17 protein-coding genes are annotated in these 14,536 nt (G+C 54.2%); 14 read left to right on the top strand and 3 right to left on the bottom strand.

The annotated features are described in order from the left end of the window. The first annotated feature begins 11 nt into the window (after positions 1-11). The 13 genes from lptE to lipA all read left to right on the top strand — a co-directional run bounded on the left by lptE (position 12) and on the right by lipA (position 12,371). Positions 12-581, top strand: a complete 570-nt coding sequence (gene lptE, locus IM295_RS13135; protein WP_193066799.1) for an LPS assembly lipoprotein LptE — start codon at positions 12-14, stop codon at positions 579-581. Next, positions 581-1,612, top strand: coding sequence for a DNA polymerase III subunit delta (holA, locus tag IM295_RS13130; protein WP_193066815.1), 1,032 nt, complete (start codon positions 581-583; stop codon positions 1,610-1,612). The genes lptE and holA overlap by 1 nt, the downstream gene beginning before the upstream one ends. Beyond that, positions 1,605-2,270: a nicotinate-nucleotide adenylyltransferase gene (gene nadD / locus IM295_RS13125; protein ID WP_193066798.1), complete on the top strand. Its 666-nt coding sequence runs from the start codon at positions 1,605-1,607 to the stop codon at positions 2,268-2,270. Before holA ends, nadD begins: the two co-directional genes overlap by 8 nt. Positions 2,271-2,538: 268 nt before the next feature. Then, positions 2,539-2,856, top strand: a complete 318-nt coding sequence (rsfS, locus tag IM295_RS13120; RefSeq protein WP_003858696.1) for a ribosome silencing factor — start codon at positions 2,539-2,541, stop codon at positions 2,854-2,856. A 3-nt stretch (positions 2,857-2,859) separates the two neighbouring features. Further along, entirely contained in the window at positions 2,860-3,327 is a 468-nt protein-coding gene (gene rlmH / locus IM295_RS13115; RefSeq protein ID WP_003858701.1) for a 23S rRNA (pseudouridine(1915)-N(3))-methyltransferase RlmH, read from the top strand. 28 nt (positions 3,328-3,355) lie between these two features. Beyond that, positions 3,356-5,257, top strand: coding sequence for a peptidoglycan DD-transpeptidase MrdA (gene mrdA / locus IM295_RS13110; RefSeq protein WP_028012338.1), 1,902 nt, complete (start codon positions 3,356-3,358; stop codon positions 5,255-5,257). 2 nt (positions 5,258-5,259) lie between these two features. Further along, on the top strand, positions 5,260-6,372 hold the full coding sequence (mrdB, locus tag IM295_RS13105; protein WP_042715186.1) for a peptidoglycan glycosyltransferase MrdB: 1,113 nt from the start codon (positions 5,260-5,262) through the stop codon (positions 6,370-6,372). 16 nt (positions 6,373-6,388) lie between these two features. Continuing rightward, positions 6,389-7,498: an endolytic peptidoglycan transglycosylase RlpA gene (rlpA, locus tag IM295_RS13100; RefSeq protein ID WP_150143066.1), complete on the top strand. Its 1,110-nt coding sequence runs from the start codon at positions 6,389-6,391 to the stop codon at positions 7,496-7,498. Between the two features lie 138 nt (positions 7,499-7,636). Next, positions 7,637-8,848 (top strand): D-alanyl-D-alanine carboxypeptidase DacA, encoded by a 1,212-nt coding sequence (dacA, locus tag IM295_RS13095; protein WP_045261014.1) that lies wholly within the window; start codon positions 7,637-7,639, stop codon positions 8,846-8,848. A gap of 105 nt (positions 8,849-8,953) precedes the next feature. After that, positions 8,954-9,217 carry a DUF493 family protein YbeD gene (gene ybeD, locus IM295_RS13090; protein WP_003858718.1) on the top strand — a complete coding sequence of 88 codons (264 nt, stop codon included), beginning with the start codon at positions 8,954-8,956 and terminating at the stop codon, positions 9,215-9,217. A 94-nt stretch (positions 9,218-9,311) separates the two neighbouring features. After that, a complete protein-coding gene (gene lipB, locus IM295_RS13085; protein WP_193066797.1) occupies positions 9,312-9,953 on the top strand; it encodes a lipoyl(octanoyl) transferase LipB in 642 nt (213 codons plus the stop codon). A gap of 291 nt (positions 9,954-10,244) precedes the next feature. Beyond that, positions 10,245-11,198: a YbeF family transcriptional regulator gene (locus IM295_RS13080; RefSeq protein WP_193066796.1), complete on the top strand. Its 954-nt coding sequence runs from the start codon at positions 10,245-10,247 to the stop codon at positions 11,196-11,198. Positions 11,199-11,405: 207 nt separating this feature from the next. Continuing rightward, positions 11,406-12,371, top strand: coding sequence for a lipoyl synthase (gene lipA, locus IM295_RS13075; RefSeq protein ID WP_028012333.1), 966 nt, complete (start codon positions 11,406-11,408; stop codon positions 12,369-12,371). An 81-nt stretch (positions 12,372-12,452) separates the two neighbouring features. On the opposite strand, the gene tatE is transcribed toward lipA, so the two are convergent. After that, positions 12,453-12,653, bottom strand: a complete 201-nt coding sequence (gene tatE, locus IM295_RS13070) for a twin-arginine translocase subunit TatE (protein WP_028012332.1) — start codon at positions 12,651-12,653, stop codon at positions 12,453-12,455. A 125-nt stretch (positions 12,654-12,778) separates the two neighbouring features. After that, a complete protein-coding gene (locus IM295_RS13065) occupies positions 12,779-13,567 on the bottom strand; it encodes a deaminated glutathione amidase (RefSeq protein WP_193066795.1) in 789 nt (262 codons plus the stop codon). A gap of 67 nt (positions 13,568-13,634) precedes the next feature. Between IM295_RS13065 and crcB the strand changes: the two genes are divergently transcribed. Beyond that, on the top strand, positions 13,635-14,018 hold the full coding sequence (gene crcB, locus IM295_RS13060) for a fluoride efflux transporter CrcB (protein ID WP_041910922.1): 384 nt from the start codon (positions 13,635-13,637) through the stop codon (positions 14,016-14,018). 218 nt (positions 14,019-14,236) lie between these two features. On the opposite strand, the gene cspE is transcribed toward crcB, so the two are convergent. Further along, the gene (cspE, locus tag IM295_RS13055; protein WP_002439184.1) at positions 14,237-14,446 is read right to left on the bottom strand and encodes a transcription antiterminator/RNA stability regulator CspE; all 210 of its coding nucleotides are present in this window, start codon (positions 14,444-14,446) and stop codon (positions 14,237-14,239) included. Positions 14,447-14,536: the final 90 nt, after the last annotated feature.

The raw sequence follows: 14,536 nt of genomic DNA, 5'->3' as shown, positions 1-14,536 counted from the left end.
CGGGAGGAAACGTGCGACAACTGGCAACAATACTCTTATCTCTGGCGGTGCTTGTCACCGCTGGCTGTGGCTGGCACCTGCGCAATACCACGGCGGTGCCTGCTGAGATGAAAACAATGATCTTTGATTCCGGGGATCCAAACGGACCGCTCAGCCGGGCCATTCGTAATCAGCTGCGCCTGAACGGCGTTGAGCTTGTTGAGAAAGCTACGCTGCGCCAGGATGTACCGTCTCTGCGCGTACTGGGAATGACGCTGGGCCAGGATACGGCGTCCATCTTCCAGGACGGCCGCACGGCTGAATATCAGATGGTGCTGTCGGTCAACGCGGCTGTACTGATCCCGGGTAAAGACATCTATCCGATCAGCGCAAAAGTGTATCGTTCGTTCTTTGATAACCCGCAAACCGCGCTGGCAAAAGATGCCGAACAGCAGATTATCATCAACGAAATGTACGACAAGGCGGCGGAACAGCTGATCCGCAAACTGCCGGGTATTGCAGCGTCTAACCGAGAAGGCTCTGACATTATTGAAAAACCGGATGCCAGTACGCCTCCTGTTTCTACCTCTTTGGGTAAATGATGATCAGGCTGTATCCTGAACAACTCCGCGCGCAGCTCAATGAAGGGCTGCGCGCGGCGTATCTGCTGCTCGGAAACGACCCGTTACTACTTCAGGAAAGCCTGGATGCCGTGCGGCATGCGGCCGCGGCTCAGGGCTTTGATGAACACCATACCGTTCAGGTGGATAACGCCACCGACTGGAACGCCCTCTTCTCACTCTGTCAGGCGATGAGCCTTTTTGCGTCGCGCCAGACAATCCAGATCCTGCTGCCGGAGAACGGCCCTAACGCGGCCATCAATGAGCAACTCGCCACGCTGGTGAGTCTGTTACACAGCGATCTGCTGTTAATTGTGCGCGGCAGCAAGCTCACCAAAGCGCAGGAAAACGCGGCATGGTTCACCCAGCTCGCGACCCACGCAGTGCTGGTCACCTGCCAGACGCCTGAGCAGGTGCACCTGCCTAAATGGGTCGCCGCGAGAGCGAAGCAGCACAACCTTCAACTGGACGATGCGGCGAACCAACTGCTCTGCTACTGCTATGAAGGCAACCTGCTGGCCCTGGCACAGGCGCTGGACAGGCTCTCCCTGCTCTGGCCGGACGGCAAGCTGACCTTACCGCGCGTTGAGCAGGCCGTTAACGATGCCGCACACTTCACGCCGTTCCACTGGGTGGATGCTCTGTTGTCGGCGAAAAGCAAACGCGCCCTGCATATTCTCCAGCAGCTGCGCCTGGAGGGCAGTGAACCCGTCATCCTGCTGCGCACGCTGCAGCGCGAACTGTTGCTGCTGATAACGCTCAAGCGCCAGTCGGCCCATACGCCGTTACGCTCCCTGTTTGATAAACACCGGGTGTGGCAAAACCGGCGGGCAATGACCACCGAAGCCATCAACCGCCTGAGCCATGAACAGCTGCGCCAGGCGGTGCAGCTTCTGATGCGCGCCGAGCTCACCCTAAAACAAGATTACGGCCAGTCGGTGTGGGCGGAGCTGGAAAGCCTTTCCCTGCTGCTTTGCCACAAGGCGCTGGCTGACGTATTTATTGATGGATAGTATGCACTCTTTACAGGCCCTGTATGGCGGCACCTTTGACCCGGTACACTACGGGCATCTGAAGCCGGTAGAAATTCTGGCAAATCTGATCGGCCTGCAGCGCGTTACCATCATGCCCAATAATGTACCGCCGCACCGCCCCCAGCCTGAAGCAACCAGCGAGCAGCGCAAAGAGATGCTCGCTCTGGCTATCGCGGATAAGCCGCTCTTCAGGCTGGATGAACGGGAATTGCGTCGCGACACCCCCTCGTGGACGTCGCAAACGCTGCAGGAGTGGCGGGACGAGCAAGGGCCTGACCAGCCGCTCGCCTTTATCATCGGTCAGGACTCCCTGCTCAACTTCCCCACGTGGCACAAGTATGAAACCATTCTGGGGAACAGCCACCTGCTCGTCTGCCGCCGTCCGGGCTACCCGCTGACCATGCGCGAAGCGCAATATCAGCAGTGGCTTGAAGACCATCTCACCGATAACGTTGAAGATCTTCACAACCAGCCCGCCGGGAAGATTTATCTGGCGGAGACGCCGTGGTTCGACATCTCTGCGACCGTTATTCGCGAACGTTTACAGCAGGGTTTAGCCTGTGACGATCTGCTACCTGCCCCGGTGCTGGCGTATATTCATACGCACGGGTTGTATCAGAAAACCGCAGATAAATAGCCGGAGGGCATAAAAAGCAGCATATTGATTATCCTGCCTTGACAGGTTAAGCCATACTGTTATCCTCCGCTGCCAGACTTTCCCGCCGATCGTTGCTTTACAGAAATTGTTTTACAAAAATGGCGATGCAATCTCAGGCGGAGGGTGGGATGATACCCGCCTTCAAAAGCCCGGACGGTGACATTTGTCCCGACAGGGGCGTCAGTTCAGGTATACTGTCTGGCCACGAATTCATAGTTGTACAATCTCATTCACCCAGGGGGAAAACTTGCAGGGTAAAGCACTCCAGGATTTTGTTATCGACAAAATTGATGACCTGAAAGGTCAGGACATCATCGCTATCGACGTTAAGGGTAAATCCAGTATTACCGACTGCATGATTATCTGCACCGGTACCTCTACGCGTCATGTTGTTTCGATTGCCGACCATGTGGTTCAGGAATCGCGCGCAGCAGGACTCTTACCGCTTGGCGTTGAAGGTGAAGCGACCGCTGACTGGGTGGTTGTTGACCTCGGCGATGTGATTGTCCACGTCATGCAGGAAGAGAGCCGTCGCCTGTATGAGCTGGAAAAACTCTGGGGTTAATGCGTGAAGTTGCAGCTGGTCGCCGTCGGCACCAAAATGCCGGACTGGGTACAAACCGGTTTTACTGAATATCTGCGTCGTTTTCCCAAAGACATGCCGTTCGAACTGGTGGAGATCCCCGCCGGTAAGCGCGGTAAGAACGCGGATATCAAACGTATTCTCGACAAAGAGGGTGAACTGATGCTTGCTGCCGCAGGCAAGAACCGCATCGTCACCCTTGATATTCCAGGTAAACCCTGGGATACGCCGCAGCTGGCGCATGAACTGGAGCGCTGGAAGCAGGATGGCCGCGACGTCAGTCTGTTGATTGGCGGACCTGAAGGGTTATCCCCCGCCTGCAAAGCGGCAGCAGAACAAAGTTGGTCTCTCTCTGCGCTGACGCTGCCCCACCCGCTCGTGCGGGTCCTGGTGGCGGAAAGCTTGTATCGCGCGTGGAGCATTACTACCAACCACCCCTATCACCGCGAGTAATGACTGACCAGGGTAGATTAAGCAGCGGATGAAACTACAGAATTCTTTTCGCGACTATACGGCTGAGTCCGCGCTGTTTGTGCGCCGGGCGCTGGTCGCCTTTACGGGGATTTTGCTGCTTACCGGCGTGCTGATCGCCAACCTTTATAATCTGCAAATTGTCCGCTTTACCGATTACCAGACGCGTTCTAACGAAAACCGCATTAAGCTGGTGCCTATCGCCCCCAGCCGCGGCATTATCTACGACCGTAACGGCACCCCTCTGGCGTTAAACCGCACCATCTATCAAGTCGAGATGATGCCGGAGAAGGTCGATAACGTGCAGAATACGCTGGAAGCGCTAAGGAGCGTTGTCGATCTTAACGATGATGATATCGCGGCCTTCAAAAAAGAGCGCGCCCGCTCTCACCGTTTCACCTCCATTCCGGTTAAAACCAATCTGACGGAAGTCCAGGTCGCCCGTTTTGCGGTGAACCAGTACCGCTTCCCCGGTGTGGAAGTGAAGGGTTACAAGCGTCGCTACTATCCTTACGGATCCGCGCTGACGCATGTGATTGGCTACGTTTCCAAGATTAACGATAAAGACGTCGAGCGCCTCGATAAAGACGGCAAGCTGGCGAACTACGCCGCGACGCACGATATCGGCAAGCTGGGGATTGAACGCTACTACGAAGATGTCCTGCACGGGCAGACCGGCTATGAAGAAGTTGAGGTCAACAACCGTGGTCGCGTCATCCGCCAGCTTAAAGAAGTGCCGCCTCAGGCGGGGCACGACGTCTATCTGACGCTCGATCTCAAACTGCAGCAGTATATTGAAACCCTGCTGGCGGGCAGCCGCGCCGCCGTGGTGGTCACCGACCCGCGCACCGGCGGCATTCTGGCGATGGTTTCTATGCCAAGCTATGACCCGAACCTCTTTGTTGACGGCATCTCCAGCAAAGACTATTCCGGCCTGCTGAATGACCCTAACACCCCGCTGGTGAACCGCGCCACGCAAGGCGTTTACCCGCCGGCATCAACGGTTAAACCGTACGTGGCGGTCTCGGCGCTGAGCGCGGGCGTCATCAACCGCAATACCAGCCTGTTTGACCCGGGCTGGTGGCAGCTACCGGGCTCTGAAAAACGCTATCGCGACTGGAAGAAATGGGGCCACGGCCATCTGAACGTTACGAAATCTCTGGAAGAATCTGCGGATACCTTCTTCTATCAGGTGGCGTATGACATGGGCATTGACCGCCTGTCAGAATGGATGAGCAAATTCGGCTACGGACATTACACCGGCGTGGATCTGGCTGAGGAACGGTCAGGCAACATGCCAACCCGCGAGTGGAAACTAAAGCGCTTCAAGAAGCCGTGGTATCAGGGTGATACCATACCGGTGGGTATCGGCCAGGGTTACTGGACGGCCACCCCGCTTCAGATGAACAAAGCGATGATGATCCTCATTAACGACGGCGTGGTGAAAGTTCCGCATCTGCTGCAAAGCACCGTTGAAGATGGCAAAAAAGTGCCGTGGGTGCAGCCCCATGAAGCGCCGGTAGGCGACATCCATTCCGGCTTCTGGGAAATAGCGAAAGACGGTATGTACGGTGTGGCAAACCGTCCAAACGGAACCGCGCACAAGTATTTCGCCGGTACGCCATATAAAGTGGCCGCGAAATCCGGTACGGCGCAGGTCTTTGGCCTGAAAGCCAATGAAACCTATAACGCACACCGCATTGCCGAACGTCTGCGTGACCATAAGCTGATGACGGCGTTTGCCCCTTATGATAACCCGCAGGTGGCGGTGGCAATGATTCTGGAGAACGGCGGCGCTGGCCCGGCGGTAGGGACCATCATGCGCCAGATCCTGGACCACATTATGCTGGGTGATAACAACACCGAACTGCCGGCTGAAAATCCGGCCGCCGCTGCGGCGGAGGACCAATAATCATGACGGATAATCCAAATAAAAAATCGCTGTGGGATAAAATTCACATCGACCCAGCCATGCTGCTGATCCTGCTGGCCCTGCTGGTTTACAGCGCCCTGGTTATCTGGAGCGCCAGCGGCCAGGACATCGGCATGATGGAACGCAAGATCGGCCAGATCGCGATGGGTCTGGTCATTATGGTGGTGATGGCGCAGATCCCGCCGCGCGTCTATGAAGGCTGGGCGCCGTATCTCTACATTTTCTGTATTATTTTGCTGGTGGCGGTAGATGCGTTCGGTGCCATCTCAAAAGGGGCACAGCGCTGGCTGGATCTGGGCATTGTTCGTTTTCAGCCCTCGGAGATTGCCAAAATCGCAGTCCCGCTGATGGTGGCGCGCTTTATCAACCGCGACGTCTGTCCGCCGTCGCTGAAAAATACCGCTATCGCCCTGGTGCTGATATTCCTGCCGACACTGCTGGTTGCGGCGCAGCCTGACCTCGGCACCTCGATCCTTATCGCCCTCTCCGGCCTGTTTGTCCTGTTCCTGTCGGGCTTAAGCTGGCGTCTGATTGGTATCGCGGTAGTGCTGGTTGCAGCGTTTATCCCTATCCTGTGGTTCTTCCTGATGCATGACTACCAGCGCCAGCGCGTCATGATGCTTCTCGATCCGGAAACCGATCCGCTCGGTGCGGGCTATCATATTATTCAGTCCAAGATTGCGATTGGCTCCGGCGGCCTGCGCGGAAAAGGCTGGCTGCACGGTACCCAGTCGCAGCTGGAGTTTTTACCGGAGCGCCACACCGACTTTATCTTTGCGGTACTGGCGGAAGAGCTGGGACTGGTTGGCATCCTGATCCTGCTGGCGCTCTACGTGCTGCTCATCATGCGAGGTTTGTGGATTGCGGCTCGCGCGCAGACCACCTTCGGCCGCGTCATGGCAGGCGGACTGATGTTGATTTTATTCGTTTATGTCTTCGTAAATATTGGTATGGTGAGTGGTATTCTGCCGGTGGTAGGCGTACCGCTGCCGCTGGTGAGTTACGGAGGCTCGGCACTGATCGTGTTGATGGCCGGGTTTGGTATCGTGATGTCGATCCACACCCACAGAAAAATGTTGTCAAAAAGCGTATAAAAATAAGGGGATCGGAATGCGTAAGCAGTGGCTGGGTATCTGCATTGCGGCAAGTTTACTTGCGGCCTGTACAAGTGATGATGGTCAGCAACAGGCAACCGTCGCGCCGCCGCAGCCTGCGGTGTGTAATGGCCCAATCGTTGAAATTAGCGGTGCCGATCCCGTTTATGAACCGCTGAATGCCAGCGCGAATCAGGATTACGAGCGCGACGGCAAAAGCTACAAAATTGTGCAGGATCCGTCCCGCTTTAGCCAGGCTGGCTTTGCCGCCATTTATGATGCTGAGCCGGGCAGTAACCTGACGGCAACGGGTGAAACATTTGACCCAATGCAGCTGACTGCGGCGCACCCGACGCTACCTATCCCTAGCTACGCCCGTATCACCAACCTGGCGAACGGCCGTATGATCGTCGTGCGTATTAACGACCGCGGCCCGTACGGTAATGACCGGGTGATTTCCCTGTCCCGCGCGTCTGCCGATCGCCTGAATACCTCGAACAACACCAAAGTTCGCATTGACCCAATTATCGTGGCGCAGGATGGTTCGCTCTCCGGGCCGGGAACCGCGTGTACCACGGTGGCGAAACAGACCTATGCCCTCCCCGACCGCCCAAATCTGGACGGCGGCATGGGAAGCGTCTCCTCGCCGGCAGAGCCTTCTCAGCCGGCGGGAGAAATACGCCCAATCAGCAATGACACCCTGCAAAGCGATGATGCCACTGGCGCACCGGTAAAAAGCAGCGGCTTCCTTGGCGCACCAACGAACTTAGCCTCGGGCGTGCTGGAGAGCAGTGAGCCGACGCCAGCCCCTGTTGCCGCCCCCGTCGTGCAGCAGCCTGCCCCGGTAACGGCTCCGGTCACGACCCAGAGCGCAGCCGTTGCCGCTCCCGCAGCAGCCAGCGGCGGCTTTGTCGTCCAGGTGGGCGCAGTGAGCGATCGGGCCCGTGCCCAGCAGTATCAGCAGCGTCTAAGCCAGCAGTTTGGCGTGCCAGGACGCGTTGAGCAAAACGGCGCGGTCTGGCGTATTCAGATGGGGCCGTTTGCCAGCAAGTCGCAGGCGGCATCCCTGCAGCAGCGTTTGCAGAGCGAGGCACAGCTGCAGTCCTTTATCGCTGTTACGAAGTAATTAATCGGCGGTATCCGAAATGTCAGTTTGTGTAAAACACATTCACAAACTCATGCTTAAAGTCGGATGCCTGCCTGAATAGCATTTGCTATAGTAAGGCACTTTTTTAATTCCATCACGGATGTCGTAGTTCTGACCATGAAGACCACTTTTTCTGCTCGTTTTGTGCAGCGCATGGCGCTGACCACGGCCCTTTGCGCGGCTGCACTCTCTGCAGCTCATGCTGATGACCTGAATATCAAGACAATGATCCCTGGCGTTCCGCAAATCGACGCGGAATCCTACATCCTGATCGATTACAACTCTGGCAAAGTGCTGGCAGAACAGAATGCCGATGCCCGCCGTGATCCGGCCAGCCTGACCAAAATGATGACCAGCTACGTCATCGGCCAGGCAATGAAAGCCGGTAAGTTTAAAGAGACGGACCTGGTCACCATCGGCAACGATGCGTGGGCTACCGGGAACCCGGTTTTCAAAGGTTCCTCGCTGATGTTCCTGAAACCGGGAATGCAGGTTCCGGTTTCTCAGTTAATTCGTGGCATTAACCTGCAGTCCGGTAACGATGCCTGCGTGGCCATGGCCGATTTCGCCGCCGGTAGTCAGGATGCGTTCGTGGGCCTGATGAACAGCTACGTAAATGCCCTGGGTCTGAAGAACAGCCACTTCCAGACCGTACACGGTCTCGATGCAGACGGTCAGTACAGCTCCGCGCGTGATATGGCGCTGATCGGTCAGGCGCTGATCCGCGACGTACCTAACGAGTACTCTATCTACAAAGAGAAAGAGTTCACCTTCAACGGCATTCGTCAGACCAACCGTAACGGCCTGCTGTGGGATAACAGCCTGAACGTTGACGGCATCAAAACCGGCCACACCGACAAAGCCGGTTACAACCTGGTGGCCTCTGCCACTGAAGGCCAGATGCGCCTGATCTCTGCCGTGATGGGCGGTCGCACCTTTAAAGGTCGCGAAACCGAAAGTAAGAAGCTGCTGACCTGGGGCTTCCGTTTCTTCGAAACCGTGAACCCGCTGAAAGCAGGCAAAGAATTTGCTTCTGAACCCGTCTGGTTCGGCGATAACGATCGTGCTTCTCTGGGCGTGGATAAAGACCTCTACCTGACCATTCCACGCGGTCGTATGAAGGATCTGAAAGCAAGCTATGTGCTCAACACCACCGAACTGCATGCCCCGCTGCAGAAAAACCAGGTGGTGGGTACCATCAACTTCCAGCTGGACGGTAAAACCATCGACCAGCGTCCACTCGTGGTATTGGAAGAAATTCCTGAAGGCAATTTCTTCGGCAAAATCATTGATTACATTAAATTGATGTTCCATCACTGGTTTGGCTAAAAATCGAACACTTGAAAGTGTGATTTTGATCCCCATATACTAAGTATCCTGATAACTCCCACCTGACGTGGGAGTTATTCTTTTTGACGTTACGCCGGAGCTGACATGAAAACCAAACTTAACGAACTGCTTGAATTCCCTACCCCGTTTACCTACAAAGTAATGGGTCTGGCGAAACCTGAGCTGGTTGATCAGGTGGTTGAAGTGGTACAGCGCCATGCGCCGGGTGACTACTCTCCGTCAGTAAAACCAAGCAGCAAGGGCAACTACCACTCGGTTTCTATTACCATCACTGCCACACATATCGAGCAGGTTGAGACGCTGTACGAAGAGCTCGGCAATATCGAAATCGTTCGTATGGTGCTGTAGTCCCTTTGCGGTTACCCGGTTTGCCGGGTAACCCCTCTTCCCCGCTGTGATATACTCCCCCTCATCTTTTGTTTCTCGTCTTCGGAGACGCGTTTTGTATCAGGATAAAATTCTGGTCCGTCATCTCGGGCTGCAACCTTATGAGTCTGTCTCTCAGGCTATGCACGAGTTCACCGATTCACGCGATGACACAACCCCTGATGAGATTTGGCTGGTCGAACATCTGCCGGTATTTACGCAGGGCCAGGCGGGAAAAGCGGAACACTTATTAATGACGGGCGATATCCCGGTGATCCAGAGCGATCGTGGCGGACAGGTGACTTACCACGGTCCGGGTCAGCAGGTCATGTACGTCCTGCTTAATCTGAAGCGCAGAAAGCTTGGCGTACGTGAGCTGGTGACGTTACTGGAACAGACCGTCGTCAACACGCTGGCGGAGTATGGTATTGACGCGCATCCGCGTGCCGATGCGCCGGGTGTCTACGTTGGCGAAATGAAGATCTGCTCTCTGGGGCTACGTATTCGTAAAGGTTGTTCCTTCCACGGTCTGGCATTGAATATTAATATGGATCTTACGCCTTTCCAGCGCATAAACCCCTGCGGCTACGCCGGCATGGAAATGACGCAAATGCGCCAGTGGGTCGATACCGCTACGCCAGAAAATATACGTCCCGTGCTTCTGAAGAATGTGTTAGCGCTACTTAACAATCCCCCACACGAATATATCCCTGCTTAATATATCATCCAGAATGGCTCGATAATTTGACGGGCCACTGTTTATTTACCGCTTTTACGCTTTACAATAATCCGCAGATTCTATATTTTCGAAGCGCCCGAATATTGCCCTTACATATTATTTAGCCTCCGGACAGCACGGCATACACAGGCTAAGTAACTTGAGTGATAATCACACAACTGTTTGTTTTTGATAAACAAGTGGAACAAAAGCAACACTTTACGAATCTCTACAAGCATAATAAATAAATTGAACTATCATTCATGTTGTGAATGTATACGGAGTGAAAGCGTGGAGTATAATAATTTACCAGCCAAACGCCTGAATGACCCTGGTGGCGAAGATAAGCCGCAAATTTTTCGGACTTTACGTAATATTGATCTCAATTTACTGACTATTTTTGAGGCAGTATATGTCCATAAGGGTATCGTTAATGCTGCGAAAATTCTTAATCTCACGCCATCGGCAATAAGTCAGTCAATTCAAAAGCTACGGGCTATATTTCCCGACCCCTTATTTATCCGTAAGGGCCAGGGCGTCACGCCAACGGCCTATGCGACACATCTCCACGAATACATCAGCCAGGGGCTGGAGTCGATTCTGGGTGCGCTGGATTTAACCGGAAGCTATGACAAACAGAGAACCATCACCATCGGCTGCTCCCCTTCTGTCGGCGTGCTGGTGATGCCCGCGATCTTCCAGGCCGTGAAAGAGCATGCGCCTCAGCTTCTGCTTCGCAATGTGCCTCTTAACGAACCTGACGTTCAGCTTGCTCAGTTCCAGACGGACCTGGTCATCGACAGCGGCAGCTTTAGCGCCCGAGCGCTGGGGCAAAATGTGCTTTACGCGGATAACCTGGTGCTGATTTGCCGCAAGCAGCACCCCGTCCTCAGCGAGCCGTTATCCATTGAAAACCTGCGCAACTACGACCACTCGTCTTTCATGACCGAAGGACAGTCTAACCACGCTCTGCGTCAGCGTATTGACGAAATTTTCCCGGAACGTCAGATCAGTTTCAGCAGTTACAATATGTTCACCACCGCATCCCTGATTGGCAGCAGCGATATGCTGTGCATCATGCCTTCACGCCTGTATAACCTGCTGCGGAAATGCTGGCCGCTGGAGAGTATTCCGCTTAGCCAGCTCAATGCAGAATCTATCGAGATTTCACTGCATTACAACAAGCTCAGCTTGCGCGATCCGGTACTGGAAAACGTCATCCGCATTATCCGTCAGGCCTTCTGACAGAGCGTACCCGTACACGTCCCTGCCGCTCGCAGGGCAAAAGGCACAAAACAACAACTATTTTACAAATTGGCGACCTGGCAGGCTGCTTTAACGCCCCTATAAATGATATACTACCTGTCGTTCGTTCAAAAATAGTTGATAAATACAACATTCCCTTGAATTGAAACGCTTTCCTTCGATATTCGCAACTGGAACACGCACGCTATGAGTAAACCCATTGTGATGGAACGCGGTGTAAAATACCGCGATGCCGATAAAATGGCCCTTATCCCGGTTAAAAACGTGGCTACAGAGCGCGAGGCGCTGTTAAGAAAACCGGAATGGATGAAAATCAAACTTCCGGCAGACTCTTCGCGTATCCAGGGGATCAAAGCGGCGATGCGTAAGAATGGCCTTCACTCTGTTTGTGAAGAAGCCTCTTGCCCGAACCTTGCTGAATGTTTCAATCACGGCACCGCGACGTTTATGATTCTGGGTGCCATCTGTACCCGCCGCTGCCCATTCTGCGACGTGGCGCATGGCCGCCCGGTGGCCCCCGATGCCAACGAGCCGCAAAAACTGGCGCAAACCATCGCCGACATGGCGCTGCGTTATGTGGTTATCACCTCCGTTGACCGCGACGATCTGCGTGATGGCGGTGCTCAGCACTTCGCTGACTGCATTACTGCCATTCGCGAAAAAAGCCCGAACATCAAAATCGAAACGCTGGTTCCTGACTTCCGCGGCCGTATGGACCGCGCGCTGGATATCCTGACCGCGACGCCGCCAGATGTGTTTAACCACAACCTGGAGAACGTTCCGCGTCTTTACCGTCAGGTGCGTCCGGGAGCCGACTATAACTGGTCTCTGAAGCTGCTGGAGCGCTTTAAAGAAGCACATCCGCATATCCCGACCAAGTCAGGTCTGATGGTTGGTCTGGGTGAAACCAATGACGAAATCATCGACGTCATGCGCGATCTGCGCCGCCACGGTGTGACCATGTTGACGCTCGGCCAGTATCTGCAGCCAAGCCGTCACCACCTGCCGGTACAGCGCTACGTGAGCCCGGATGAATTTGACGAGATGAAAGCCGAAGCGCTGGCGATGGGCTTTACCCACGCGGCTTGTGGTCCGTTTGTTCGTTCTTCTTACCATGCGGATATGCAGGCGAAAGGCGAAGAAGTCAAATAACACCGTAATATTCATTTACAGTAATGCAAAAAAACCGGCCTCATGAGCCGGTTTTTTTTCGCAAGCCCTCAGGCATTGCCGTTACTCTTTGTGGGAAAGCTTCTCTGCCGGGATGTCATCAGCGCTTTTCTTCGCGGCTGCGTCATCGTCGTTCATCGCTTTCTTGAAGCCTTTGATGGCAGCCCCCAGGTCACCACCCAGCGTGCGTAACTTCTTGGTACCAAACAGCAGGACGACCAGTGCGGCAACCACCAGCAGTTTGGTAATACTAATCTCACCCATAGATACCTTCTTTACTTAAAACAGGCTGCATTCAGCGCCAAAACCCGATCGTATTAACGGTCATTTGGCGCGTGCACACAATAGCAATCTGTAACAAGGTGAATCAAGCATTGTTGAAAAAAACATCACAATAATTGCGGTGGCGCAAAGCGACGGTTGCGAAGAACAGGTAATTGCTGACGCGCAAGCGCAACTCTTTCTAAAATTATCTCCGCCATCAGCAGAACCGGCGCTTCTGCTGCGGCGGCAATCGTCACTCCCAGGGGATCAACCACCCTGCTCTGCCCGATGTTTTTATTGCCGCACTCCCCGGCGGCAACAACATAACAGGTCGTGTCCAGCGCGCGTGCCGCAAGCAGCGTAGCCCAGTGTTGCTCTTTTAGCGGCCCCTTAACCCATGCGGCGGGCAATACCAGCACCTCCGCCCCCTGCAGCGCCAGATGCACCGCCAGCTCCGGGAACCGCAGGTCATAGCAGGTCATCAACCCCACCTTAAACCCGTCGATATCAATGAGCGGTGGGACGACATCTCCCGGATCAACGCGTCGCGACTCCTGGATGCTGAACGCATCATAGAGATGAAGCTTGGCGTAGCGCGCAACAATGGCACCGTCACGGATAGCCACCAGCGTATTCACTGCGCGACCCGGCGTTGAGGGAACGTGCACGGTTAAGACGGTGGTCATCGTTCTGCCTACGCTCTGGGCGAGCAGCTGTTGTAAAAATTCGCCGTCAAGGGCCTGTGCGGACTTCACGGACAAATCCGGGTCGTTATCATCCCTTGCCAGCAACGCCTCAGGAAGCACCAGCAGCGACGCGCCTTTCTGTCGGGCCTGTATCATCAGGTTAACGCACTGCACTGCGTTAACCCGCCAATCAGGCGTGACCGCAAACTGCCCTACCGCAACATACATATTTGTCCCCTCATTATAAACAGCGTTAAACTCGCTACTCTTACACATCAAATAGCAGGTATTTAGCGTGTTACAACTCCTTTTAGCTGTTTTTATTGGTGGAGGCACGGGGAGCGTTGCGAGGTGGTTACTGAGTATGCGGTTTAATCCCCTGCACCAGGCGATTCCATTAGGAACGCTGGCCGCCAACCTGATTGGTGCTTTTATTATTGGTATGGGGCTGGCCTGGTTTAACCGGATGACGCACATCGATCCTATGTGGAAAGTCTTGATTACCACCGGCTTCTGCGGCGGTTTGACCACCTTTTCAACCTTTTCCGCGGAAACGGTTTTTCTCTTTCAGGAAGGACGTATCGGCTGGGCGCTGGTGAATATCGCGATCAACATGATCGGATCTTTCGCGATGACGGGGATCGCATTTTGGCTTTTTTCCTCTGTAAGCACGCATTAACTGCCGGAGCGTTAATGTTGGCTTAATTTTTCTCTGTCACTCTGAAGGCAATACTGAACGAGGGTGACAAATGAAACAGAGTCTGATGAGCGCAGGCATGGTGTTGTTGAGCGTACTGATCGTGGCCAGCTTCCTGAAAATTTACCTGCTTGGCTGATTCATAACGAAAAAAACCCGCTCAATGAGCGGGTTTTGAAATTCTTGCTGACGCGTCTGAATTACAGAGCGATTACGTTAGCAGCAGAAGGGCCTTTGGCACCGTTAGTGATTTCGAACTCTACACGCTGACCTTCAGCCAGAGTTTTGAAACCATTAGACTGGATTGCAGAGAAGTGTACGAACACGTCTTTGCTGCCATCTTCAGGAGTAATGAAACCGAATCCTTTGGACTCATTAAACCACTTAACGTTACCTTTAATCTTAGACATCAAAATTACCTTTACATTAAAAAACGACACAAATGCTGTGTCGGTTACCAGTACATCAATTGTGGGACCTTTTGTCCAGCGGATCTTTGA

It is taken from the genome of Enterobacter cloacae complex sp. P14RS (genome assembly GCF_014895895.1).
Classification (GTDB): Bacteria; Pseudomonadota; Gammaproteobacteria; order Enterobacterales; family Enterobacteriaceae; genus Enterobacter; species Enterobacter bugandensis.
This window is presented reverse-complemented; position numbering and strand designations above follow the sequence as displayed.

Coding starts and splice junctions, on each gene's coding strand:
- tatE (WP_028012332.1), bottom strand. CDS start 12,653: ATGGGTGAGATTAGTATTACCAAACTGCTGGTGGTTGCCGCACTGGTC.
- cspE (WP_002439184.1), bottom strand. CDS start 14,446: ATGTCTAAGATTAAAGGTAACGTTAAGTGGTTTAATGAGTCCAAAGGA.
- holA (WP_193066815.1), top strand. CDS start 581: ATGATCAGGCTGTATCCTGAACAACTCCGCGCGCAGCTCAATGAAGGG.
- lipA (WP_028012333.1), top strand. CDS start 11,406: ATGAGTAAACCCATTGTGATGGAACGCGGTGTAAAATACCGCGATGCC.
- mrdB (WP_042715186.1), top strand. CDS start 5,260: ATGACGGATAATCCAAATAAAAAATCGCTGTGGGATAAAATTCACATC.
- mrdA (WP_028012338.1), top strand. CDS start 3,356: ATGAAACTACAGAATTCTTTTCGCGACTATACGGCTGAGTCCGCGCTG.
- ybeD (WP_003858718.1), top strand. CDS start 8,954: ATGAAAACCAAACTTAACGAACTGCTTGAATTCCCTACCCCGTTTACC.
- dacA (WP_045261014.1), top strand. CDS start 7,637: ATGAAGACCACTTTTTCTGCTCGTTTTGTGCAGCGCATGGCGCTGACC.
- IM295_RS13065 (WP_193066795.1), bottom strand. CDS start 13,567: ATGTATGTTGCGGTAGGGCAGTTTGCGGTCACGCCTGATTGGCGGGTT.
- rlpA (WP_150143066.1), top strand. CDS start 6,389: ATGCGTAAGCAGTGGCTGGGTATCTGCATTGCGGCAAGTTTACTTGCG.
- nadD (WP_193066798.1), top strand. CDS start 1,605: ATGGATAGTATGCACTCTTTACAGGCCCTGTATGGCGGCACCTTTGAC.